General features: G+C 52.2%; 20 protein-coding genes. 7 read left to right on the top strand and 13 right to left on the bottom strand.

Features of this window, described 5'->3' with window-relative positions; all coding sequences use genetic code 11:
- Positions 1–64: 64 nt before the first annotated feature.
- The 5 genes from K7P01_RS09085 to asnB all read right to left on the bottom strand — a co-directional run bounded on the left by K7P01_RS09085 (position 65) and on the right by asnB (position 8,283).
- Positions 65–1,099, bottom strand: a complete 1,035-nt coding sequence (locus K7P01_RS09085; RefSeq protein ID WP_267292055.1) for a glutamine synthetase beta-grasp domain-containing protein — start codon at positions 1,097–1,099, stop codon at positions 65–67.
- Positions 1,100–1,188: 89 nt separating this feature from the next.
- Entirely contained in the window at positions 1,189–2,367 is a 1,179-nt protein-coding gene (locus K7P01_RS09080) for a porin (protein WP_267292053.1), read from the bottom strand.
- A 319-nt stretch (positions 2,368–2,686) separates the two neighbouring features.
- Entirely contained in the window at positions 2,687–4,039 is a 1,353-nt protein-coding gene (locus K7P01_RS09075; RefSeq protein ID WP_267292051.1) for an ammonium transporter, read from the bottom strand.
- An 851-nt stretch (positions 4,040–4,890) separates the two neighbouring features.
- Entirely contained in the window at positions 4,891–6,318 is a 1,428-nt protein-coding gene (locus K7P01_RS09070) for a DUF4403 family protein (protein WP_267292049.1), read from the bottom strand.
- A 63-nt stretch (positions 6,319–6,381) separates the two neighbouring features.
- On the bottom strand, positions 6,382–8,283 hold the full coding sequence (gene asnB, locus K7P01_RS09065) for an asparagine synthase (glutamine-hydrolyzing) (protein WP_267292380.1): 1,902 nt from the start codon (positions 8,281–8,283) through the stop codon (positions 6,382–6,384).
- A gap of 64 nt (positions 8,284–8,347) precedes the next feature.
- Here asnB and K7P01_RS09060 point away from each other — a divergent pair, with 64 nt between their 5' ends.
- Positions 8,348–9,493: a carboxylate-amine ligase gene (locus K7P01_RS09060; protein WP_267292047.1), complete on the top strand. Its 1,146-nt coding sequence runs from the start codon at positions 8,348–8,350 to the stop codon at positions 9,491–9,493.
- A 115-nt stretch (positions 9,494–9,608) separates the two neighbouring features.
- On the opposite strand, the gene K7P01_RS09055 is transcribed toward K7P01_RS09060, so the two are convergent.
- The 3 genes from K7P01_RS09055 to K7P01_RS09045 all read right to left on the bottom strand — a co-directional run bounded on the left by K7P01_RS09055 (position 9,609) and on the right by K7P01_RS09045 (position 12,361).
- A complete protein-coding gene (locus K7P01_RS09055) occupies positions 9,609–10,379 on the bottom strand; it encodes a 3-keto-disaccharide hydrolase (protein ID WP_267292045.1) in 771 nt (256 codons plus the stop codon).
- 79 nt (positions 10,380–10,458) lie between these two features.
- Positions 10,459–10,827: a hypothetical protein gene (locus K7P01_RS09050; protein ID WP_267292043.1), complete on the bottom strand. Its 369-nt coding sequence runs from the start codon at positions 10,825–10,827 to the stop codon at positions 10,459–10,461.
- A gap of 118 nt (positions 10,828–10,945) precedes the next feature.
- Entirely contained in the window at positions 10,946–12,361 is a 1,416-nt protein-coding gene (locus K7P01_RS09045) for an FAD-binding oxidoreductase (protein WP_267292041.1), read from the bottom strand.
- Positions 12,362–12,398: 37 nt separating this feature from the next.
- Here K7P01_RS09045 and K7P01_RS09040 point away from each other — a divergent pair, with 37 nt between their 5' ends.
- Positions 12,399–12,908 carry a C40 family peptidase gene (locus K7P01_RS09040; protein ID WP_267292039.1) on the top strand — a complete coding sequence of 170 codons (510 nt, stop codon included), beginning with the start codon at positions 12,399–12,401 and terminating at the stop codon, positions 12,906–12,908.
- Here the strand turns inward: K7P01_RS09040 and K7P01_RS09035 are convergent.
- Positions 12,905–13,768, bottom strand: coding sequence for a hypothetical protein (locus tag K7P01_RS09035; protein ID WP_267292037.1), 864 nt, complete (start codon positions 13,766–13,768; stop codon positions 12,905–12,907). The two genes, K7P01_RS09040 and K7P01_RS09035, sit on opposite strands and share 4 nt — an antisense overlap.
- A 121-nt stretch (positions 13,769–13,889) precedes the next feature.
- Here K7P01_RS09035 and K7P01_RS09030 point away from each other — a divergent pair, with 121 nt between their 5' ends.
- The 3 genes from K7P01_RS09030 (at position 13,890) to K7P01_RS09020 (ending at position 17,725) form a co-directional block, all read left to right on the top strand.
- Positions 13,890–15,242, top strand: a complete 1,353-nt coding sequence (locus tag K7P01_RS09030; protein ID WP_267292035.1) for an NAD-dependent succinate-semialdehyde dehydrogenase — start codon at positions 13,890–13,892, stop codon at positions 15,240–15,242.
- A gap of 80 nt (positions 15,243–15,322) precedes the next feature.
- A complete protein-coding gene (locus K7P01_RS09025) occupies positions 15,323–16,039 on the top strand; it encodes a head GIN domain-containing protein (RefSeq protein WP_267292033.1) in 717 nt (238 codons plus the stop codon).
- A gap of 279 nt (positions 16,040–16,318) precedes the next feature.
- Positions 16,319–17,725, top strand: coding sequence for an MATE family efflux transporter (locus K7P01_RS09020; protein WP_267292031.1), 1,407 nt, complete (start codon positions 16,319–16,321; stop codon positions 17,723–17,725).
- A 41-nt stretch (positions 17,726–17,766) separates the two neighbouring features.
- Here K7P01_RS09020 and K7P01_RS09015 read toward each other — a convergent pair whose 3' ends face one another.
- Complete coding sequence (locus tag K7P01_RS09015) at positions 17,767–18,045, bottom strand: hypothetical protein (RefSeq protein ID WP_267292029.1); 279 nt, start codon at positions 18,043–18,045, stop codon at positions 17,767–17,769.
- Between the two features lie 266 nt (positions 18,046–18,311).
- Here K7P01_RS09015 and cmk point away from each other — a divergent pair, with 266 nt between their 5' ends.
- Positions 18,312–19,031, top strand: a complete 720-nt coding sequence (gene cmk / locus K7P01_RS09010; protein ID WP_267292027.1) for a (d)CMP kinase — start codon at positions 18,312–18,314, stop codon at positions 19,029–19,031.
- A 46-nt stretch (positions 19,032–19,077) separates the two neighbouring features.
- Positions 19,078–19,641, top strand: coding sequence for a DUF502 domain-containing protein (locus tag K7P01_RS09005; protein ID WP_267292025.1), 564 nt, complete (start codon positions 19,078–19,080; stop codon positions 19,639–19,641).
- 157 nt (positions 19,642–19,798) lie between these two features.
- On the opposite strand, the gene K7P01_RS09000 is transcribed toward K7P01_RS09005, so the two are convergent.
- The 3 genes from K7P01_RS09000 to K7P01_RS08990 all read right to left on the bottom strand — a co-directional run bounded on the left by K7P01_RS09000 (position 19,799) and on the right by K7P01_RS08990 (position 23,024).
- Positions 19,799–20,347: an outer membrane beta-barrel protein gene (locus K7P01_RS09000; RefSeq protein WP_267292023.1), complete on the bottom strand. Its 549-nt coding sequence runs from the start codon at positions 20,345–20,347 to the stop codon at positions 19,799–19,801.
- Positions 20,348–20,565: 218 nt separating this feature from the next.
- A complete protein-coding gene (gene mnmA / locus K7P01_RS08995; protein WP_267292378.1) occupies positions 20,566–21,750 on the bottom strand; it encodes a tRNA 2-thiouridine(34) synthase MnmA in 1,185 nt (394 codons plus the stop codon).
- A 26-nt stretch (positions 21,751–21,776) separates the two neighbouring features.
- Entirely contained in the window at positions 21,777–23,024 is a 1,248-nt protein-coding gene (locus tag K7P01_RS08990; protein ID WP_267292021.1) for a peroxiredoxin family protein, read from the bottom strand.
- Positions 23,025–23,101: the final 77 nt, after the last annotated feature.

The following is a 23,101-nucleotide window of genomic DNA, read 5'->3' as shown; positions in this document are numbered from 1 at the left end:
TGAAAAAAAAGAAGCCGGGCATTTCTGCCCGGCTCCAAACTACAACCAGACGCCCTGAAAAATCTTAGTGTCCGTTCGTAGTGGCATATTCAGGAACGGATTTCACAGTCTTGATAATGCGGGCAGCGACTTTGTACGGGTCGGCTGCTGAGTTAGGTCTACGGTCTTCCAGCCAGCCTTTCCAGCCGTTCTCCACCGTGGCGATAGGAATGCGGATAGACGCGCCGCGGTCAGAAACACCATACGAGAATTTGTCGATCGATTGTGTTTCGTGCTTGCCGGTCAGACGCAAGTGGTTGTCGGCGCCGTATACGGCGATGTGCTCTTTTACGACAGGAGAAAATGACTGGCACACCTGGTCGTACACATCTTTTGAGCCGGCATTGCGCAGCAGACCGTTCGAGAAGTTTGCGTGCATGCCTGAGCCGTTCCAGTCGGTCGCACCCAGCGGCTTGCAGTGCCAGTTAATCGCGATACCATATTTTTCAGCCGTACGTTCCAGCAGGTAGCGTGCTACCCATACCTGGTCGCCGGCGGCTTTCGCGCCTTTGGAAAATACCTGGAACTCCCACTGGCCAGTGGCCACTTCGGAGTTTATACCTTCTACGTTGATGCCCGCTTCAATGCAGAAGTCGAGGTGTTCTTCTACGATCTCACGGCCGAAAGCGTTCTTCGCGCCGACAGAGCAGTAGTATTGGCCTTGCGGAGCCGGATATCCGTGAGTAGGGAAGCCAAGCGGCTTGTCGGTTTCCGGATTCCACAGGAAGTATTCCTGCTCAAAGCCAAACCAGAAATCATTATCGTCGTCGTCGATGAGCGCGCGGCCGTTGGACGGGTGTGGCGTGCCATCGGGGCTCAATACTTCGTTCATCACCAGGAATGCATTCTTACGAGCCGGGTCGGGGAAGATGGCAACAGGCTTGAGCAAACAGTCAGAAGAACCACCGGGAGCCTGCTCGGTGGAGCTGCCGTCGAAACACCATACCGGGCAGCTTTCCAGCTTGCCGTCGAAATCGCGAACGACTTTCGTTTTGCTACGCAGGCTTTGAGTGGGAACATATCCGTCAAGCCAGATGTACTCTAATTTGGTTTTTGACATGGGCGTATTATTTAAAATTTAACAATTAGGTTCGGTTGTAGTTTAAAAGGTGCTCCCGGCAACAGGGCAATTGCCGGGAGTCACCAGGATTAAAATTTATAGACAGCAGCCAGATTAATAGAAGTCATCATATCCTTGGGTTCACCATCTTTATCCTCGAAAGAATCTTCTGAAGTTTTGTCGATGCGGATTTCCGGAATGAAAGTCAGGTCACCTACTTTATAGTTTGCTGATAGCGTTACATCGATCACATTGCCATCACCATCGTCATCCGTCCCGAAGGGGCTGATATAGCCGGCCTTCACTCCAAAGTATTCTGCGCGCACGCCGATCGAGAATGCATCCGACAAGGTAAATTTCGGATACAGCGCCACGCCCATGAAGCCACGGGAATCAGCGTCGTCAGCATCCACGATGTCGCCACCGACCATTAGCTCTTTTTGTTTTACGGTACGGTAAGAAGCATTCCAGCCTAAGTAGAAAGCATCCGTTACGCTAAAGCCACCGGTAATGTCAGCCTGGAACGTACCGCCATCAGAGTAATCATCCACGGTACCGTCGGCATCGTGGTCCACGTTATAATCTTCGAGCTTGCCGTCCTGGTCGCCGTACAACAGGTTCAACCACACACCGCCGTTGTCGTTGACATAGCCGATCTGGCCACCGTACGTATAGGAGTTGAAAGCGTTGTACTCTACCAGGTCTGTGGGGTTCATCACCGCCAGCTTTGCAACGTATCCGCCACCCAAATCGAAGTCCAGGCGTGCGCCCGTGTGATTGAAGGGACCCCAGGAGAAGAGGTATGAAGTAGAGTAGTGGTAGTTGAGTGTAGGCGAGATCACTTCGTAGCCTACAAACGTGTTAAACTGACCGATATTCAGTTTAACCTTGTCTGTAATTTTATAGAATGCATACAGCTGGTTAACGATACCCTGGCTGGTATACATGTTGGCAAACACAGCATCCTTACCGCGGGGACCGAACACGACGTCGGCCACGAAGCCTGCCTTCGAAGTTTCATAGCTGGCAATGAAGTTTACCATGCCGATACCGAAACCGCGCATGTTAGCAAACGATGTAGATGGATTATACTCGGTAGCAGAGAACTGGTTTATGGTACCGAGGGAAGAGTGAAAATAGGCATCGACCGAACCCGAAAACGTAAACGTTTTCGTAGAGTCTGGCTCGGCTGTTGTCTGACTATACGTGTTGAAAGAAAAGGTAAATAAAGTTATCACTACTAAAAGGAGTACTTTTATAGATTTCATATTTTGCAATGTGTTTTATTAAACAATAAGCTAGAGTTATCCCTGCGGGAGATCTCGTACATCTCCCCGGGGATGCTTTAGTGATGAAGAAGTGTATATACTGACTGGTTCCTGGACACGCCGGTATAAAGCCTTCCGGCGTGGAATATCAGTCAGTGCCTGAGCGCACTAAGGGCTGGCAATACGAGATGCGGCGTGCTGTTGCATAGGGATTTTGGTTTGGTTTGTAATAAAAAAAGCTATCCGCTAATGGTTAATGAGTTTTTATAGAAGGCCGGGTGGTTAATCCGGCCTTTTATATTCTAGTGTTGTGCAGCGATTAGATGACTTTCTCTTTCAGTGAGCTGAAGTCCACCGGGTATAGATTTTCGCCGTGCTGGCTGTAATCCTGACCGATTTTCTTGTCCTCGGCACTGACGGTAAGACCCATGAGCAGGTCTGTGATCTTGAGCAATGCCATCGAGCCGATGAAGGTATAGCCGATGACAATGACCAGTGCTTTCATGTGTACGATGAACAGCGCAGTCTCACCAAAGAACAGACCGTTGCCAGTTGTGTTGGCGCCGTTTACGGCAGTGTTTGCCAGCAAGGCTGTCATCACCATACCGACTGCTCCACCCACGCCGTGGCAAGGGAACACGTCGAGTGTATCTTCCAGGGAAGTTTTAGATTTCCACGATACAACGATGTTGGAGATGATGGCGGCGAACGTACCGATGAACAAGCTTGAAGGGATGGTTACGAAACCAGCGGCCGGTGTGATGGCCACGAGACCTACGACAGCACCGATACAGAAACCGAGTGCCGAAGGCTTCTTGCCACGCACCGCGTCAAACAGGATCCAGGCAAGACCGGCAGCAGCCGAAGCTGTGTTGGTTGTAGCAAAAGCTGATGCAGCCAGGGCGTTCGCGCCTACGGCGCTACCGGCGTTGAAGCCGAACCAACCGAACCACAGTAAACCTGTACCGAGCAATACAAACGGAATGTTTGCCGGTGTAACGTGCGCTTTTGCTTCTCCTTTGTTACGGATATAGATAGACGCTGCCAGGGCAGCAAAACCAGCGGACATGTGTACGACAGTACCACCGGCGAAATCGAGCACACCCCACTTAAAGAGGAAGCCGTCCGGGTGCCAGGTCCAGTGTGCCAGGGGCGCATAGATCACCAGTGAGAACAGGACCAGGAACAGCAGGTACGATTTGAATTTGATACGCTCAGCAAAAGTACCAGTCACCAGCGCGGGGGTGATGATGGCGAACTTCAACTGGAAGAAGGCAAAAAGTACCAGGGGAATGGTGGGAGCCAGTGACCAGGGTTTGCCGTCCAGCACGTTCTTGAACATAAAGAAGGAAGACGGGTTGCCGATAAAACCACCGATGTCATCACCAAAGGCAAGGCTGAACCCTACCAGGATCCACAGCACGCTGATCACGCCCATGGCGATGAAGCTCTGCAACATCGTGGAGATGATGTTTTTGGTATCGATCATACCGCCATAAAAATAGGCGAGGCCGGGGGTCATGAGGAGTACCATGGCGGCGGCGGCCAACATCCAGGCGGTATCGCCGGTGTCAATGCCCTCCGTGACAATGGTGGTGGGCACCGATGGCTGAAAGACAGCCAGAATGCTCACCGCGATGAGTAAGACAAGAAAAATAACGGACTTTTTCATAGTTATTTAGTTTTAGGGTTTGATGACGTTCATTTAGCGCCTTATTGGTATAAATTTTTTAACAATAAGGTAAAAAACAAACCTGTTTTCGTGAAATATTTCCGAAAACGTTGTAGTCATGGTTCTTTTTAAACCAAGCTACCTCGAAAATTATAATATTTTCAATAATCCTCGTTATGCAGAATGTTGTAGCGCGATTATGTAGAATGATCTAATTTTATTTTGTATGTGTGTTTTCCCCATGGAGTAGGTTCAATTGCGTGCTTTGGAGCACACAATTGGAATAATTCAATCACGTCGCAGTAAGCCGGATGTAAGGTTTGGGAGCATGTGCTCAAATGTGCAGGGGATAGTGGGTTTGAATGGCCGGCCAATGACGGGGATGTCTCCGAGTATTCTCCGTGTAGAGTGCGAGTTTAGTCCGACATAAGCCCGTGTTAAAGGACCGAAACACGTGGGGCTCAAGGTTAACGGAGCACGCGGGAAGTGCGGCTTTATGACTGGACGAAGAGGAGACATAAAAAAAGGCCAGGTGTTTCCACCTGACCCTACTAAACAACCAGACGCCAAAATAGTCCGTTAAACCCGGCGTGCACTGGCAACTCTTGAATGTCGCTTTAATCCCATCGCTGGTGCTAAGGGATTGAATGAATGCTAATGCTCATTTATCCTCCATTCCTTCATTCAGATGCCGAATGACGCGCGTTGTAGGAACAATTTTCTCACTTATTCGTTAAAAATAGAACTGTTTTTTAATAAAAATATCAGAAATCGTTGTAGTTGCGTTAAAATATCAACCTTATTTTAAATAATTGATATGTTTTTTAGTGAGGCAGGGTGTTTTTAAGGCCTTAGCTTAGAATTTTGGGCCGGTTTTTCTTTTTCTTACCCTTAAACACTTTCTGGTGAAGCCCGATCGTGGCCTGTCCCGTTGCTTTTAGTACTACCTGCACGTCATTTTTGGTAACAATGATCTGTTGAGGCTTCACGTCCAGCGCGGCCACCTGCAAATTGATCTTATCGCCTGAGCGGCCGTTCTCGACACCTTTCTCGATAAGCCCTGGCAACTGGTCGATCCACGATTGTGTGTGGATGGTAAGCTTTTCGTTGACGATCTCCAGCATGTTGTCGTGCAGCAGCCAGTCGGCGGAGTTCACCAGGCTGTTTTGAGAGTCTACGTCGAAATTGAACTTCTGCACAAAGAACACGGCCTTCATGGTATCGTACGCCAGCACTCCGCGCAAATATACCCGGCCGTCCACATCGCCGCGTAATTGTAACCGTATGGCTATACCTTCTTCGGTGCCGTAGACGTCGAGGTCTTTTATGGTAGTGGAGTAACCCTGGGCGGTAAACGTATGGTTGCCCAGCTCTTTCTTCAACAGGGTGTTGATGGTGCGGAAGGGAAGCTTAGCCAGGACATATAGCGTCAGGCTATCGGTATCGGTCTTTTTGGCTTTATACGGCGGCAGTACAGTGTTGGTGGCCGGCATCTCCTGCGTTTCGAGCACGGTGCGCACATAAGCCTTGAGCTCGGTCTCGAGTACAATAAAATTGCCGCGTTGTGTCACGCGTGCCTGCAAGTCTTGCGCGGTGGGCTTCAGCCACACTTCGGTGCCCTTCTTGTTGATGCGGATAGGCTTCTGGATATCGTTCCACAGCTTCTCGATCACTGTGCGTGTAGCCAACCGGTCGTGTAAGACCTGGTCCATTTTTCCCGAAAGTGCCTCCCGATTTGACAGGATCGTTTGTTCAACAATTTTTCGCAGATTGATCCGTACCATCGCGATTTTCAAAAAAGGATCCTTGATCCAGACAATCCGTTGCAGATCCGTTTGCGTCAGTAAATTCCAGTCCTTGTTAATGAGAACGTTTGTGGCGAGATGCAAAACCATTTCCATGGCGATGGGTGTAGCATTTTTTACTTTGATACCCGCTACGCGTTTGATGAACTTTCCTTTTACGCTCACCGGGAAGGCAAACGCAAGCTTCTCTTTCTTCCACTCGATTACCACGGGACGGGTACGAGCGATTTCCAGGTACAGGCTATCGCCGCGGTCGTTTAGCTTGATCCATTGCTGAATAAAGGAGCCTTTCATTTTGCCGTTGAGGGTGGCGGCCAGGCTGTCGAGGTGATAATACACGGGCAGGTTGACGGTGGAGAGCGGCAGCAGCAATTCGGTGTCGCGTGTCGTGGCAGGCGGCGGCTCGGGCTTGATGCGTTCGCACCCCGCCAGGCAGCACGCTAACAGCGATAGAAGTAACAGGGCTTTTTTCATGCGCGCAGGGGGAGGCTTTAGTATTCCCTACTAAAGATGTATGCCGCCCCGCCCGCGGGCGTGCTAATGATACTTTTTCCACCACGACTGGAAGACGACCAGGCCCCAGATGCGGGCATGCACGTCGCCAGGATTGTTGGAGAAGAGCTGCTTTTTGAGCTTGTCTATTTCAGGATAGTGAAAGATGCCCTGCTGGGTGACAAAGGCTTCCGACAACAGATCGTCGGTAATAAGCGACCGCATCTCGCGCCGGAACCACTTCAGCAATGGCACCTCAAATCCCTTCTTCGGCCGGTTATACAGTTGTTCGGGTAATACATCGCGGAATGCGTCCTGTAAGATGCGCTTGCGCAAACGGTGGTCAATTTTATAGGACTCCGGCAGGCTAAAGATGAAGTTTACAACCTGGTAGTCGAGGAAAGGCACCCGTACTTCCAATCCATTGGCCATGCTCATGAGGTCCACTTTCGTGAGCATATCGTTTGGTAGGACCACGTTCATGTCGGTCAGCAGAATGTCGTTGATGTTTTCGTGCGGGGGCAGCGTGCGTAGCAAAGTACTACGGCGCGGCATAAACTCTTGCAACCCGGCCTCTGTGCGTAGGGCGGGCTGCAACAACGCCAGGGCTTCGTCCTGGCTGGCAAAGGATGCCCACCGCCAGTAACGGTCCTGGGTCGACAACGACGCACCTTCGCTAAAGCGCGCCAGCTGCCGGATTTTATTGGTGAGCGTGCTGTTGCGCGATTTGGGTAATATTTTCCATAGTCCCTGCAGGCCTGTCACCGCGTTTTCTTTCCAGCCCGGGTGCAGCATGCGGTATGCTGCGGCGTGTTTGTTGTAGCCGGCCAGCAGCTCGTCCGCACCATCGCCCGACAGTGCTACGGTAACGTGCTTGCGCGTTTCTTTACTGAGAATATATACCGCCAGGGCGGAGGAGTCTGCAAAAGGCTCGTCGGTATACTCCAGCACGGCATGTACGTGTGCGAAGAGGTCGTCGTTCGTGAGGGAGAAAACGGTGTGCCGGGTGTTTAATTTTTTCGCGACGGCACGGGCATAGTCGGTCTCATCAAAAAACTTTTCGTCGCGAAAGCCAATCGAGAAGGTGTGCAGGTCTGGCTTGTGTCGCGCAGCCAGTGCCGAGATGACAGAAGAATCGACGCCTCCGCTCAGGAAAGAGCCCAGTGGTACATCGGACACCAGCCGACGCTGTACAGCGGCCTCCAGCAATGTTTTTAGTTTCTCTTTGGCCTGATCATACGAGAGCCCACTTGCGTTTTCTTTTTCACGCTCGTAGGGGATCTGATAATACGGTTGGATATCGAGTTGCTGCCGGCGCACCGTCATATAGTGACCGGGCATCAGCTTTTTGACCGGCGCGAAGATTGTGTCGGGTGCCGGTATATAATTCAGTTGCAAAAATGAATACAGTGAGCTGTAGTCCAGTGTCTTTTCGATGCCGTATTGCAATACCGCCTTCATCTCCGAGGCGAAGATGAACTTGTCCTCATCGAAGACGTAGAGCAGGGGCTTGATGCCATAACGGTCGCGTGCCACAAAAAAGCTTTGCTCTTCCTTATCATATACACAAAACGAGAAAAACCCGTTGAGGCGCGACAAACATTTTTCACGCTGGTCGATATAAAGCTTCAGCAGTACCTCGGTGTCGGAATGTGAAAAGAACGAATAGCCCTTGGCGATCAGCTCATCGCGTAGCTCCTGATAATTAAAGATCTCGCCGTTAAAAACAATTCCGTAGCGTTTGCTTTCATCCCACATGGGTTGGTGCGCAATCGACGCGGTGTCGATGATCGAGAGGCGACGATGGCCGAGCGCAACCCAATCGTCGAGATAAATATCCTGAAAGTCAGGGCCGCGCCGGCTGAGCGACATCGTAGCATTCGTAACGTGTATCTTGTTGAACTTGCCGACGAGGTTAAAGGCAAAGATGCCGGTAATGCCACACATGTAGTTGATGGTGATTGTTGTCGGAAAGTTAGTAGATTGCCCGGTATCTTTTTTAATTTTTATCATGCCGGATAACCATCTTGTCGAATTGCCGTTCACCAGCAGTCAGCAAACGCTGTCGCTGGGAGTGGAGCTCGAGCTGCAGGTGCTCGATCAGCAGACGTTGCAGCTCACGCCGCGTGCCGCAGAGATTCTCGAGCGGGTCGATTCCGAAACATTCAAAGAAGAGTTCTTTCAAAGCACCCTGGAAATTGTCACGGGTGTGTGTGCCGACGTACAGGCGGTTGAGCGAGACCTGACCACAGCGCTGGCGCACGCACGCCAGGTTAGTGCCGGCCTCGGACTAGCCCTTTCTTCTACGGGCACGCATCCACTGGCGGATTACCGAGATCGCCTCATTACGCCCTCGCCGCGCTACAACGAGCTGATCGATCGCAACCAATGGCTTATCCGCCGTATGGCCGTATACGGCATGCACGTACACCTCGGCATGGCGTCGGGAGAAGAATGTATACGCTACAATTATTTTTTTATGAGTTTCCTGCCGCACATTCTGGCGTTGTCGGCCAGCTCTCCGTTTTGGCAGGGCATGTACACCGGCCTCTCGTCATGCCGTCCGACAACGTACGAGGCAATGCCCACCGCGGGCATGCCGTACCTGGTGGGGAATTGGTCGGAGTTTGAGAAGCTCTATCATTTCCTGCTACGCTCGAAGGCCATTCAAAGTATGAAAGACCTGTGGTGGGATTTACGCCCCAGTCCCACGCTGGGTACGTTGGAGCTGCGTTTTTGTGACGAGCCCGCGTCGCTGGCCGAAGCACTCGGCATCGTGGCTTTTATACACCTGCTGGCACATTGGTTTCGCGAGCACGAAGATGAGTGGGTAAGCGCGCGCACACCGCTCAAACATTGGATCTTTCGCGAGAATAAATGGCGTGCCATACGCTACGGCCTCGATGCGGAAGTAGTGGTAACGCGCAATGGTAAGACTAAGCTCCTGCGGAAGGATATTGCCGATTGGCTGAAGACGCTTCGTCCATATGCGGCAAAGATGGGCTACGAAAAATACTTGTCGGTCATTCAGGATATTCTGAAACGAGGCACCAGTTCCACTCGTCAACACGAAGTATTTGTTCAGCGCAACGACCTGGGTGCTGTGACGAAGCACAATGTGCAGGAGTTTGTGACGGGTATGCCGCAGTGGAGTTAGGAAACTTCGAATTGTTGCGCCCTTTCAGGGCTGAGGTGTGATGGTTGGGTGAGCCCAGGCCTTCGCTTCAGCCTGGGCTATTTTGTTGCGCCCTTTCAGGGCTGGGTATATTTCATTATAATGTCTTAATGCGAATATTCCGGAACCAGGCCTCGTGGTTGTGATCCTGGAAGTCGATGTGGCCGGTCTTGGCGGTGCCGTAGTTCTTGGCGTCGTTCCACTTGCTTTTGGCTTTGCGCTTTTTCCAGTCGGCAGAGCCCAGCTCATATTCCACCACCTTGGCGCCGTTCAACCAATGTTCTACGTGGTTGCCGTTCACGACCAATCGTGATTCATTCCACTCACCCACCGGTTTAGGTTTTGCATCCGGAGCGGTATGCATGTCGTAATTGGCGCCGGTAAATTGCTCGGGCTTCAGGTCGCCGGGATAACCTTCGTTGTCGATGAGCTGAAACTCGGGGCCTGACAGGTACGGTTGATCATTTTCTTCCGTCACGCGGAACATCACGCCGCTATTGCCTTGTGCGGAGATTTTCCAATCAAAGGCCAGCTCGAAGTTGGCGTATTCATCGACCGTCATGATATCGGCGCGCTGGTTCTCACGGCCGTCCACAAAAGGCTTGCAGTGTAGCGTGCCGTCGACAACGTCCCAGCTGTCGCTGGGTTTATCCTTGAAGTACTTCCAGCCGGTGAGTGTCTGGGCATCGAATAATAGCTTGTAGCCGGCCGCGGCGTCGGCTTCTGACAGCTGTGCCGCCGGTGAAGCAGCAGGCGCCACGACTTCCGGTTTTGTAGCGGTAGTATCGGCCGCGGGTGTTTCGGTTTTTTTGGTACTGCACGCCAGCAACGAGGCTAACAGACAGGCATAGGTCATTCTCTGGATCATGGTTGTGGAATTTGATTTTATGAAATATAGCAAGGAATGACCACACGCACGACCTTTTTTCCGTCAGTGGTAGGCCTCGCTAAGGCACGGCACGGAAGATCCATACCCTCGTGAATGCACCGACGCCGACGGCCTTGTTGCTGTTGCCCTGGGTCAGGCGTGTGATGGAAGCTACCTTTAGATCTGTAACGGTAACGGTCCAACCTTCGAGTGATGTACCGTCTTTTTCGGATTTCGTGCGCACGGCGGCTTCGTGGCGAACCAGGGATGGGTTGGTGATGTAGGCCAGGGCCAGAAAGATGATGACCAGGATGAGGCGGGTGATGAACTTGAATACTTTGAAGAGGAGGTAAAAGACAAGGGCGAGTGCTGCGACCGCGAGAATGGTGATGATCAGTTCCATGATGGAAAAATACGAATTGCGGCCTTCAGCGCCAACTGACTCCACGCCAGTCTGTGGTTGCGCCTTTGGTGCCAGCGGATCCACCACGAATGGCTACAGTACAAGACAGGCACAAGTCTCCGCCCCGCGGCGGGGCTAAGACTTGCGCCAGCAACCATTGTGGTTAGAATATCTTTCCTGGGTTGAGTATACCTTTTGGGTCGAATGCCAGTTTGATGCCGCGCATGACGGCGAGGTTGGCTTCGCGCATGGCGATCGACATATAGGGCTTCTTGGCAATGCCGATGCCGTGCTCGCCGGACAGTGTGCCGCCGAGGCTTACGGTGAGCTTGAAGATCTCGCCGATGCCTTCGACGATCTTGGTGTGCCAGTCTTCGTCGCTGATATTTTCTTTCAGCACGTTTACGTGCAGGTTGCCGTCGCCGAGGTGGCCAAAGCATACCGAGTTGAAGCCGTACTGCTTGCCGATCTCTTTGATGCCGACGATCAGCTTGGGCAGGTTGGCGCGGGGCACGACAACATCTTCCGACTTTGTGAGGGAGTATGCGTTTACCGCGGGGGAGATGTTCTTACGAATCTTCCACAGCTCGTCCTTTTGCGCGGCGGTATCGGCAAAGAGAATTTCTCCTACCTGGAACTGCTCGGCCACGTTCATCACGCGTTCTGCGTCGCGCATCAATACTTCGTCGTCGTTGCCGTCCAGTTCGCAGAGCAGGTAGGCGTCCATGTTCTCGGGGAACGACGTCGTGACCTTGGCGGCATAGATTTTTTCACAGTAGTCGATGGTCTTCATTGCCGCTTCGCGTTCGAAGAACTCCATGCCGGAAGGTTGTACGCCGGCGCGGAATATTTCGGCGATGGCGCGGCAAGCTTCGGCGTTGGTGACAAAGGGCAGGAGCAACAGCACGGACTTTTGCGGGAGGCCGCGGAGCTTAAACACGATCTTGGTAATGATACCGAGCGTACCCTCGCTGCCACACATGAGCTGCGTGAGGTTATAGCCGGTGGAGTTCTTGAGCACGTTGGCGCCGGTCCAGATGACTTCGCCATTGGGCAGGACTACTTCCAGGTTGAGGACGTAGTCGCGCGTGACGCCGTACTTCACAGCCTTGGGGCCGCCGCTGTTCTGCGACACGTTGCCGCCGATAAAGCAGGTGCCGCGGCTGGCGGGATCGGGCGGGTAGAAGAGGCCCTTCGTCTTGACGGCGTTTTGAAATACTTCGGTGATCACGCCGGGCTCTACTGTGGCCTGCAGGTTGAGCTCGTCGATTTCGAGAATTTTGTCAAAGCGCTCCATGGACACCACGACGCCCTTTTCAATGGGCAGAGCCGCGCCGGCCAGGCCCGTGCCGCCACCGCGCGGGGTCACCGGCAGCGAATGCTCGTTGCAGAGACGCATGATGCGGCTTACCTCATCGGTCGTGCCGGGACGCAGCACCACATCGGGCAGGAACGAATAGTCCTCTGTCTCGTCGTGGGAATAGTTATAGCGCTTTTCAGGGTCCACGATCACATGTTCTGCGCCTACAATTCCTTCAAACAGGCCGATGATGTCGGTAGATACTTCTGCAAATGGCATGAATCTGGTATATTTGTTGTACTTTTTAAACTTCGGTATGAAGCAATTTTTTGAACTCAAAATTAATCAAAAGCAACTGCTTCCGGTCGTCCTGACGGCAACACTTTTTCTTTTATTCTCCTGTAGCGCGCACAAACAAGCGCGTGTTAGGGATGATCGGGCGGACCAGGTAATTGGCGCAGCGCGCAGCTTTATCGGCACACCGTACAAGTATGGTGGCACCTCTCGCGCAGGCATGGACTGCTCGGGCTTACTCATCAACTCCTTTCGTGTGATTGACGTCAGCCTGCCCCGCAGCTCCGAAGGGCAAAGCAAGATTGGCGAGGAAGTAGACATGAAAGATCTGCAACCCGGCGACCTCGTATTCTTTGCCACGGGCAACCGTAAACGCAAAGTAACGCATGTAGGACTGGTGACAGAACGGAAGGGCAAGGACAACATCAAGTTCATTCACGCCTCCAGCACATTGGGTGTGGTGGAGACAAACCTCTTTGCCGAGTATTACCAGAAACGCTTTCGCGGAGGCCGTCGCGTTATTAACAACTAGCGCGGCGTTTTACCACCGGCTTCTGCCGCGGCCAGCTTCTTCTGGTAACGCTCCAACGGGCGGGTATACATGGCCATCTCAATGGTCTGGCCGGAGAGCTGGATTTCCCATGCCAGTGTTTTTGCCTGTTTCAATTGTTTCAGCAGCGCAGGCGTTGCCTGTATATGCAGGCGGCTATAGTTTACGGGCACCAACGTTGCCTTCTCTTTTTTTCGGGTTGTGCTGGTAGCGGTTGTTGTTAGCGGCGCGGAGTGAAAGATCGTCGAGTGTGACCCGTCGGGGTTCACGACGGGAGTCGTGGTTGTGTTCATCTTTTGCATCTGCTTTTTCCCTTCGGGGCTCACTACTGAAGAAGTTTCGTTGTTGGGTAGTACAGTCTGCGAGCCGTTGGGATTTACTACCAACTTGGTGTCGCCTTGATAATGTACGGTTGAGTTTGTGCCATCGGGATTTACCTGGAGAGCAGAAGACGACGAGCTGGTAGAACTGTGCGCGCCTTGCGCGGTGGTATAATCCAGCGACGAGTTTTCGCGCTCCTTCTCCACTTCCAGCGTACGTTGCTCAGTAACCACTTCCGCGGGTACCGCTACCGTGCGATCGTCCAGGGTGATGCGCACCGTATCGTGCAAGGTTCCTTCTTGCGGCAGGGTATACAGACAAATCCAAAGATCGGCGGTACGCCGGGTATCATACTCCAGGGAGGCAATGCGATTTTCCAGAAAATTCTCCCGGTTAGAAACGCGGGTAATTTTCAGCTGTTCCGAGGCAGTGAACCTGGACTGGCCGGATTGCTGTTGGCTGTAGGCCGACGGTGCAAACAGCGTGAGCGACAGGAGCGATATTTTGATAGGTGCTTTCATAACGACCGGTTTGCAAGGGAAAGTTCAAAAACCGCGCCGTCACTTTTCGAAAACCCAGCTTCGTGCTATTCGTATGCTTCAAATGAAGTATGTTCGCATTCGTTTTTATTGACCTTACGCTATGTTAAAATCCATCCACCCTTACGATCAGGCCGTTATTGGGGAATATCCGCTACTATCGGCTGCCGCTTTGCAAGACAAACTCGACCACTCCGCCAGGGCTTTTAAGCACTGGAAAAAGACATCGCTTTCGCACCGGTGCGAATTGATGTTGAAGGTGGCCGCCCTGCTGCGCCAAAACAAGGAAGAGTATGCCAGCACCATTACCTGGGAAATGGGCAAGATTCTGTCCGAGTCACTGATCGAGGTCGAAAAGTCCGCCAAAGGGTGTGAGTATTATGCCGCCAACGCCGGCAAATTCCTGGCCGACGAGCTGATACAAACCGAGTCGCGTCGCGCCCTGGTGGCCTACCAGCCCATTGGCACCGTGCTGGGTGTCATGCCCTGGAATTTTCCCTTTTGGCAGGTGTTCCGCTTTGCCATTCCCGCCCTGCTGGCCGGCAATGTGGGTGTGCTGAAGCATGCCGCCAATGTCACCAAGTGTGCCATTATCATTGAGGATATCTTCCGGGAAGCCGGTTTTCCTGAAGGAGTGTTCCAGTCGCTGTTGATCGATACCGACATGGTTCGCGCGGTACTCGAATCTGATATTGTACAAGGTGTAGCGTTGACCGGTAGTGAGAAGGCCGGGTCGCACGTGGCGGCCATTGCCGGGGCGAATATCAAGAAGTCGGTATTGGAGCTGGGTGGCAGCGACCCTTTTATTGTATTGCCTGATGCCGACCTTGACCTGACGGTAAAGATTGCGACCCAATCGCGTATGCAGAACGCCGGTCAGTCGTGTATATCGGCCAAACGTTTTATTGTATTGGAATCGGTTAAGGATGAATTTTTAGATCGCTTTCAAAAGAGCATAGCCGCCTTGAAGCAGGGCAATCCGTTTAATGCGCAAATGACCACAGGGCCGCTGGCCCGGGTAGACCTGGCGGAAGCGCTGGCCCGACAGCTGGAAGGCTCGGTGAAGAAGGGTGCGCGTCTGCTAACGGGTGGCACATACTCCGGCGCCAGCTTTCAGCCGGCGCTGCTCGATAACGTAAAACCCGGTATGCCGGCATTTGATGAGGAGACCTTCGGACCACTGGCGGCTGTCATTACCGCCAAGACGGAAGAGGAGGCCATCATGCTGGCCAACAGCAGCCGCTACGGGCTGGGTGCGTCGATCTGGACGCGCGACCTGGAAAAAGGCGAGCGACTGGCGCGCGAGGTAGATTCGGGGTCGGTGTTTATCAACGCCCTGATGAAATCCGATCCGCGCCTGCCGTTTGGCGGCGTAAAAAAATCGGGTTACGGCCGGGAGCTTTCTGAGCTCGGCATACACGAATTTGTGAACGCCAAGAGCATATCGATCGCCTGATCGCAAGGGCACGATTATTTTTAAGGCACGCATAGGGGATGCCCGTGAGATAGTTGTCCTGGCATCAGACAAAGACAACCATGGCAAAGTATATACACCTATGCGTGCCCGCCTTTTTGCTGGCGCTTACCTTTATAACAAGCTCTTGCGAACGCGAAGATCCGGGACCCATACAAGAAACTGAACGCGATTATAACGACACGGACTTCGATCGGCTTGAAATGGGTAACGCATTTCGGGTGACAGTAGAAGAATCCAGCATCTATAGCGTACACGTGCGTGGCGACCGTCGCAATCTTGACGACCTGGATGTACACAAAAGTGGCTCGACGCTGATCATTCGTTTTGAAAAAGACGGCAACCGGAAACACGATACGTATATAGACATCACCATGCCGAAATTGCGTGCCGCTAATTTTTCGGGCGCATCAATACCCATTATCAAAGGATTTAACGAACCGGAAGATGCCCTGGACCTGTTCCTCTCGGGCGCCACCAAAGCACAGCTCGATGCCACGTATAAGCGTGTGAGGGCGGTGTTGTCGGGCGCGTCGGAGCTGATCATGACCGGCGAAGCCGATGCCCTGGATACCGAGCTTTCGGGCGCCTCCATTCTGAGCGCCTTTTCCTTTCCTGTGCGTACGGCAACCATGAATGCAGCCGGGGCAAGCTCAGGCCAGGTACATGTGTCGGAGGAATTGAATGCTGTTGCCAGTGGCTCAAGCTCGATTTTATACCGGGGCGATCCGGAAGTAAATGCCGATGTATCGGGCAACAGCTCGGTCAATCGCGACTGATCGGTGTTATAACATCAGGAGATTCTGCCAGGCTGCCTTGAACGGGCGGCCTTTTTTCTTTTACCGTTCACAGAAAAATAATCGCACAGGGACAACCATTGTCATTACATTTTCGTGAACTTTGGTTCTATCCTCATAAGGCACTTTAAACGTTATCACCGATGTACACACTCGCTTAACTTTGCTCATATAGCAGTTTTTTTGCAAGACCTCCTCCTGAAGATCCTGCCTCTTTCCTATATCCTTTTTTTACGATCTAATTCATTTAATACCTTTATTATGTCATTTTCTAAAAGGCTTAAATCCTTTTTTCGTCTTCTTTGGACGGCCATAAAAGGCAGCGAGCAAGACTATACTTCCTTGAATCTGAATCGCGCCATTTTCTTATTGTCGGTGCCGATGATCCTGGAAATGTCGATGGAGTCGATCTTTGCCCTGGTCGATATTTTCTTTGTGAGCCGGTTGAATGACGTCGATGCGTTGTCGACCATTGGGCTAACGGAGTCGGTATTGGCGCTGATCTATTCTGCGGCAATGGGGCTCAGCATGGGCGCTACCGCCATGGTGGCGCGTCGCGTGGGCGAAAAAGATATTCCGGGCGCGAGGGTAGCCGGGATGCAGGCCATTTATATAGGCATCGGGTTTTCGATGGTGGTCAGTGTGGTTGGTTTGTTTTTTTCCGACGACATTCTACGGCTCATGGGCGGTTCTGAAACGCTTATTCAGCGTAATGTGAGTTATACGCAATGGATGCTTGGCGGTAATATTACAATCGTGCTCTTGTTCCTGATCAACGGTGTGTTTCGCGGTGCGGGGGATGCTTCGATTGCCATGAAGTCACTGATCCTGTCAAACGGTCTGAACATTCTGTTGGCACCGATCTGTGTCCTGGGCCTCGGACCGATACCGGGTCTCGGTATAAAAGGTGCCGCCATCGCGACGACGGTCAGCCGAGGCTGTGGTGTGCTCTTTCAATTATACCACCTATTGAATGGAAAGAGTGTTATGAAGCTGGATCGTGCCAACATCGCCCTGCGGCTTGATATTATTGCGCGGCTGTTGAATGTATCTGTCGGCAGCATTGGGCAGTTTCTGATAGGAGCCACCAGCTGGATGTTTTTGTCACGTCTTGTCAATACGTTTGGGAGCGCGACGTTTGCCGGATATACTCTAGCGATGCGGGTAATCGTGTTTGCTATTTTGCCTGCCTGGGGTATGGCGAATGCCGCCGCGACGCTGGTAGGGCAGAACCTCGGGGCCGGTCGTCCCGACCGTGCCGAGCAGTCAGCCTGGCGGGCAGCATTTCTGAATATGATTTTTCTTGGGATTGTGACGATCGTGTTCTTTATACTGGCGGATAACATTCTCGGTTTTTTTACCACCGATGCCGAGGTGTTGCGCAGCGGGATACTGTGTCTGAAGGTCGTGTCGCTGGGCTACATCTTTTACGCGTATGGCATGGTCATTAACCAATCTTTTAATGGGGCAGGCGACACCCGTACACCGATCATCATTAACCTGATCGGGTTCTGGGCATTTCAGATTCCGTTTGCCTATGTGATGGCCAATGTATTGCACACGGGCCCGATAGGAGTGTATTCAGCCATTTCGATTGCTGAATCGGCTATTGCTGTCGCGGCTATTTTGGTGTTCCGGCGCGGGCGATGGAAGTCCGTAAAGATTTAAAGGCAGGCCGGTGTCTGGTGACAGGCTCCGGCCGTTCTTTTTTAGTTCTTCTTGTTGTTGAAGGCGGCCTTAAAGGCGTTGCCCAGCTCGTCGCCGGCACGCTTGAGGCTTTGCTCCACGTCCTTCCAACGGTCGCTGCTCTCAGCTTCTTTTTTGAGCTTTTCAGCCGAGACTCGCAGCTCTTCGAATTTTCCTTCAAATTCCTTTTTGAGTCTTTCGCCCGCCTCTTCGAATTCGACCAGGAATTCATCTACGCGCTTGCCAAAATTCTTAAAGGCCTTCTCATTCTGGCCCTGGCCCTCTTGGTTATTTTCCGTCATACAGGTAGCAATTTTATCGAACTTACTAAACAATAACGAAAACGGTGGACGTTTGGACGGAGATTGCGGTTGATTTTCGGAATAACCCGCCGAATTTTCTATTTTTACATGTCAATCAAAAAGGGATTTATTTTGAGCATCAGACTATTGAAAGTAGCGATCCTCGTATCGGCGGTGGTTTTACTGGCCGACGGCTGCGCTTCGTCGCATAAGAACAAGAAACTGAAGCCTGGTAGACCCATTCCTTGTCCTCACAAAGACTGCTGATGAACTTACGAAAAATAGTCATTGCTATAGACGGATATTCTGCCTGTGGTAAAAGCACCACGGCTAAGCTGGTGGCCGCTATCCTGGGCTATAAGTATATCGACACCGGCGCCATGTACCGGGCCGTAACGGTCTATTTTCTAGAGCATCATATCTCATTGACCAATCCAAAAGAGATTGCCCGGGCGCTGGAGCAAATACATGTATCGTTCAAAGTCAACGCGCACAACGTGTCGGAGACTTACCTGAACGGGCTGAGCGTGGAGAAAGAGATTCGAAAGATGAAGGTCTCCAACAACGTAAGCCAGGTGAGCGCACTCAAAGAGGTACGGACGGCCATGGTGGAGCAGCAACGCCGCATGGGCAAGGAACGTGGTGTGGTGATGGACGGCCGCGACATCGGCACCGTGGTGTTTCCAAATGCCGAGCTGAAGCTGTTCATGACAGCGGATATGCTGGTGCGTGCCACACGCCGCCAGCAGGAGCTGATGGAGAAAGGACAACTGGTCGAGCTGGACAAAGTCATCGAGAACATCGAACAACGCGACCTGCTGGACACCACGCGCGCCGAAAGTCCGTTGCGTAAAGCGGACGATGCCATCGTAATCGACACCACGTATGTCAGCATCGACGAGCAGGTAGACGAAGCGGTGCGACTGGCGGTCACCAAAATTCTGACGCCGGTATCAACCCTTGCGCACGCGAAGCAGCTGGTCTGATCGCGCGTTATTTCGCTCTCGCACTCACGCTGTATTCACCGTATCCATGGATAATACTTTTCGACGCATCATCCGCTATTTTTTCAGTGGGACGGTCTTTATTGTCCCGTTGGTAGCCACGGCCTATTTCATCTTTATATCTTTTAGCTGGCTTGACAGTCTGCTTATGCTGCCGTACCCCGGTCTCGGCTTTGCCATCATCCTGGTCGCCATTACCGGCTTTGGCTACCTCACGACCAACTTCGCCTTCAAGACCCTGAGCGACTGGCTCGACCACGGCATGAATAAGATTCCGCTGGTGAAGCTTATTTACTCCGCGGTGAAAGATTTGCTGGGCGCGTTCGTGGGCGACAAGAAGAAGTTTAATAAGCCGGTGCTCGTGCGGATCAATAAGGATAATAATTTGTATCAGATCGGGTTTATCACGCAAAACGATTTGAGCGAGTTGGGGTTAGAAGACATGGTGGTGGTATATTTTCCACATTCGTATGCCTTTTCGGGGTATCATTACTTTGTACCCCGAGAGAATATCAAACCGTTAAATGTATCCGGACCCGTGGCGATGAAGTTTATTGTGTCGGGGGGGGTTAGTGGATTTAAGGATCACTGATCCACTGGCTCCATGCATACAGTGTGAGTGTCAGTGTGAGAGCGAAGAAAAAGAATGCCTTTTCGCTCCCGCTCTCACACTCACTCTGTATTTAAAAGGCCGTCCCTGGAGAGAGACGGCCTTTTTTATGTCGTGTACTTTAACCGTTGCCGTTGTATTACAGTTTCAGTGTTACACCCAGTACGAGCGGGGAGAGGCCGATGCCGAGCTCGCCGTAGCCGGCGAAGTTGGGGGCGAAGTAATAGCGTGCACCTGCGTGGATACCGGTGCGGAGGCCGCCGTCATAGTCGTCATCGTCGTAGCCATTTCCATCATAGTCGTTGCTAGAGGTCACAAAGCCCAGGAATGCACCAGCATAAGGGTCGAAATTGGGGTTCTTCACACCAAAGAGCTTCGCGAAGTGGTACGAGGCACGTGCGCCGATATCAATGAAATTATAACCGATATCGTAGCGGTTGCCAGCATAGCCCCAGTCATTCTCCCAGTGGGTGTAAGCAAAGTAACCACCAATCCCGAGTTCAGGAGTAACCGAATATTCTGCATTTATGTTTAATGATACGCCACCGGCATAATAATAGCCGAAGCCAACACCTGCATTTAGGAGGAGGTTGCCTTTGTCAAGTTCTGCTTGTGCGCTGGCTCCCTGGTACGAGAAGGAAGCTACCAACATGGCCAGTAGTGCCAGTAAACGAGTTTCTTTTTTCATAAAGTGAGTTTTGTTTCACTGCGAAATTAGAAAAACGTGCCAACAAAGAGAGGCTTGCTACACGAAAATGTAGCAATTATATAAAAATATTACCCGAAAGGGGGAGGCAACCCTCACGGTTTTCCAGTAGATCGCTCAATGGCGCAACCCTCCATAGCATCTTTTCGTTTAGGCGTTTTCTACTCCTAAACAATATTTGCAGACCACTCACGGGAGGATTATGCGTTGATGACACCCGAGCCGATCAGCTCTTCGTCTTCATACCAAGCTACAAATTGACCCGGCGTTATGCTTTTTGTTGGATTTTCAAAAATAACATACAAGCCTTCCGGGCGTTTGTGCAGGGTACACTTCACCAGGGGTTGGCGATAGCGTATACGTGCCCTATAGTCGCGCGATTCGCCTACGGACAGTTGCAGGTCGGGACGGATCCAGTGCTCGTCGGCATTGGGTACAAAGAGCCCCTGGCGGTATAGACCCGGGTGATCTTCGCCCATACCGGTATAGATAATATTTTTATCGGTGTCGGTGCCGATGACAAACAAGGGCTCGGGAAAGCCGCCGATGTTAAGACCCTTACGCTGACCAATGGTATAATAATGCGCACCGTTGTGATCGCCCACCACGTTGCCGGCTTCGGGCGCCATGGCATACGGCGTGGTCAGGGCCACGAGGTTGTCGTGCGCATAGCCATTCCGGAAGGAGGTAGCCTCCGCCGGTATATTGACCACTTTGCCCTTTTTGGGGCCCAGTCGTTGTTGCAGGAATTCGGGCAGGTGGACCTTGCCGACAAAGCACAGGCCTTGTGAGTCTTTCTTATCGGCCGTTACCAGACCTGCTTCTTTTGCGATCGCACGCACTTCGGGCTTCAGCAGCTCTCCGATGGGGAAGAGCGAGCGCGACAGTTGTTCCTGCGTCAACTGACACAGGAAATAGCTTTGATCTTTGTTCGGATCCTTCCCGGCCAGTAACTGGTACGTTGTTCGGCCGTTTGCTTCGGTCACACCGCGCCGGCAGTAGTGGCCGGTGGCTACAAAATCGGCGCCGAGCTTGAGGGCCGCGTTCAGGAATACGTCGAACTTGATCTCGCGGTTGCAAAGCACGTCCGGGTTGGGGGTGCGGCCGCGCTGGTATTCGTTGAACATATAGTCCACGATGCGGGCCTTGTATTGCTCGCTCAGGTCGATGGCCTGAAACGGAATGCCGAGATGCTGCGCCACGATCATAGCGTCGTTGCTGTCGTCAATCCAGGGGCACTCGTCACTGATCGTGACGGAGTCGTCATGCCAGTTCTTCATGAACATGCCAATCACCTCGTATCCCTGCTGCAGAAGCAAATACGCGGCAACACTGGAATCTACCCCACCTGATAAACCGACAACAACACGCTTTTTCATGGAAATAAAAGGATACGTCCCCGAAAGGACTATTACCTGGAAGAAGTCAAATTCTCGCGCAAAAGTTCATTCACGGTTTCATTAAACTTCTGAATGCCTTGCTCATAGTAAACGCCCGTGCCGGGTCCGGCATAGCCGGTGTGGATCTTCTTAACCTTGCCGTCGCGGCCGATAAAGATCGTCGTCGGAAACGCCACGACCTTATTCAGCATCGGGAGCGTTTCGGCCGCCTTGACCTTATCGTTTGTACCGGCAATGGCAAAATCGTATTTGACATCATACTTCGCAATCATCTTCTTGACGCGATTGCTGGCATATTCAAAATCGGGCTTGCGCTCATACGCCAGGCCGATAATCTCCACGCCGCGCGGATGATTTTCGTTATACCACGGCACCAGGAATTTTGTCTCGTCCATGCAGTTTGGACACCAGGTGCCAAACATTTGTAGAATGACGACCTTGTTTTTATACTTCTCGTCGTTGAGGCTGATCTTCTTGCCATTCACGTCGGGGAAACTGAATTCAATTTTTTCATAGCCCGGTTTCAGGAAGGTGAGCGACTCGGGATCAGGCAGTGCGGCCTGCTCGTTCTTCTGCGCTTCCCAGCGTTCCTTCCATGTCTTACCGGAAATATACTCGCCGTTTAGCGTGCCGTCTTCTTTCTTCGTGGCGCGGAAGATATAGGCGTGGTTACCGTCAAAGGTGCTGAGCTGGAGCTGGCCGTCGGCCACGTTGCCTTCCAGGTAGCGGTAGTCGCCCGTGGGTGTGAGGAAGGTGCCGGTGGCACTATCGCCTTGCTGGTGAAATATACCTACCGCGCGGGTCGTGTCGGCGTCGTTTACAAACGTGACACTATACTTGCCGCTAAAGTCGGGCACGTTGCCGGGGTCTTTGCCTTTCTCAAAACGATGCGTCTGTCCATGGACAGCCACGAACGGTACGCGAGAGTTCTTGTCGTAGTTCTTGATGAATTCGCCGCGCAGCGTGTCGCCTACGATGCGGGCTTTGATGTTGGCATCGAAGATGTGGAGGGCGATGTCGACGGAGTCGTTCGCAACGGTGATTTCGTCCAGCAGTAAGCGCTCGTCGGCGTTGCGCAGATAGGCGTCGACGCCTCCAGTCTTGTCGCTTACTACCTCGAAGTTAAAGGGCAACTGCTGACCTTGCAGCGCGAGCGTTGCGCGCCAGGCGCCAGTCTTGAGCGTAGCAGGCGGGTGTGACGGCGGCGTACAGGCGGCCAGGGCAACCAGCAATGGCGCGACGGCAAAGAGCTTTTTCATGGACGTGGTCATGCTTTTGGAAAACACAAAAATGCTACAAATGATTTAGAATTCGCCAATAAGTGGGACTTTTGGAT

The organism is Parachryseolinea silvisoli (genome assembly GCF_021190955.1).
In the GTDB taxonomy this organism is placed as follows: Bacteria; Bacteroidota; Bacteroidia; order Cytophagales; family Cyclobacteriaceae; genus Ohtaekwangia; species Ohtaekwangia silvisoli.
The sequence above is the reverse complement of the archived record's forward strand: the minus strand, read 5'-3'. Positions and strand labels throughout refer to the sequence as shown.

What these genes read in the sequence shown, in the direction of transcription:
- K7P01_RS09085 (WP_267292055.1), bottom strand. Translation starts at nt 1,099, where the DNA reads ATGTCAAAAACCAAATTAGAGTACATCTGGCTTGACGGATATGTTCCC.
- K7P01_RS09080 (WP_267292053.1), bottom strand. Translation starts at nt 2,367, where the DNA reads ATGAAATCTATAAAAGTACTCCTTTTAGTAGTGATAACTTTATTTACC.
- K7P01_RS09075 (WP_267292051.1), bottom strand. Translation starts at nt 4,039, where the DNA reads ATGAAAAAGTCCGTTATTTTTCTTGTCTTACTCATCGCGGTGAGCATT.
- K7P01_RS09070 (WP_267292049.1), bottom strand. Translation starts at nt 6,318, where the DNA reads ATGAAAAAAGCCCTGTTACTTCTATCGCTGTTAGCGTGCTGCCTGGCG.
- asnB (WP_267292380.1), bottom strand. Translation starts at nt 8,283, where the DNA reads ATGTGTGGCATTACCGGCATCTTTGCCTTTAACCTCGTCGGCAAGTTC.
- K7P01_RS09060 (WP_267292047.1), top strand. Translation starts at nt 8,348, where the DNA reads ATGCCGGATAACCATCTTGTCGAATTGCCGTTCACCAGCAGTCAGCAA.
- K7P01_RS09055 (WP_267292045.1), bottom strand. Translation starts at nt 10,379, where the DNA reads ATGATCCAGAGAATGACCTATGCCTGTCTGTTAGCCTCGTTGCTGGCG.
- K7P01_RS09045 (WP_267292041.1), bottom strand. Translation starts at nt 12,361, where the DNA reads ATGCCATTTGCAGAAGTATCTACCGACATCATCGGCCTGTTTGAAGGA.
- K7P01_RS09040 (WP_267292039.1), top strand. Translation starts at nt 12,399, where the DNA reads ATGAAGCAATTTTTTGAACTCAAAATTAATCAAAAGCAACTGCTTCCG.
- K7P01_RS09035 (WP_267292037.1), bottom strand. Translation starts at nt 13,768, where the DNA reads ATGAAAGCACCTATCAAAATATCGCTCCTGTCGCTCACGCTGTTTGCA.
- K7P01_RS09030 (WP_267292035.1), top strand. Translation starts at nt 13,890, where the DNA reads ATGTTAAAATCCATCCACCCTTACGATCAGGCCGTTATTGGGGAATAT.
- K7P01_RS09025 (WP_267292033.1), top strand. Translation starts at nt 15,323, where the DNA reads ATGGCAAAGTATATACACCTATGCGTGCCCGCCTTTTTGCTGGCGCTT.
- K7P01_RS09020 (WP_267292031.1), top strand. Translation starts at nt 16,319, where the DNA reads ATGTCATTTTCTAAAAGGCTTAAATCCTTTTTTCGTCTTCTTTGGACG.
- K7P01_RS09015 (WP_267292029.1), bottom strand. Translation starts at nt 18,045, where the DNA reads ATGACGGAAAATAACCAAGAGGGCCAGGGCCAGAATGAGAAGGCCTTT.
- cmk (WP_267292027.1), top strand. Translation starts at nt 18,312, where the DNA reads ATGAACTTACGAAAAATAGTCATTGCTATAGACGGATATTCTGCCTGT.
- K7P01_RS09005 (WP_267292025.1), top strand. Translation starts at nt 19,078, where the DNA reads ATGGATAATACTTTTCGACGCATCATCCGCTATTTTTTCAGTGGGACG.
- K7P01_RS09000 (WP_267292023.1), bottom strand. Translation starts at nt 20,347, where the DNA reads ATGAAAAAAGAAACTCGTTTACTGGCACTACTGGCCATGTTGGTAGCT.
- K7P01_RS08990 (WP_267292021.1), bottom strand. Translation starts at nt 23,024, where the DNA reads ATGAAAAAGCTCTTTGCCGTCGCGCCATTGCTGGTTGCCCTGGCCGCC.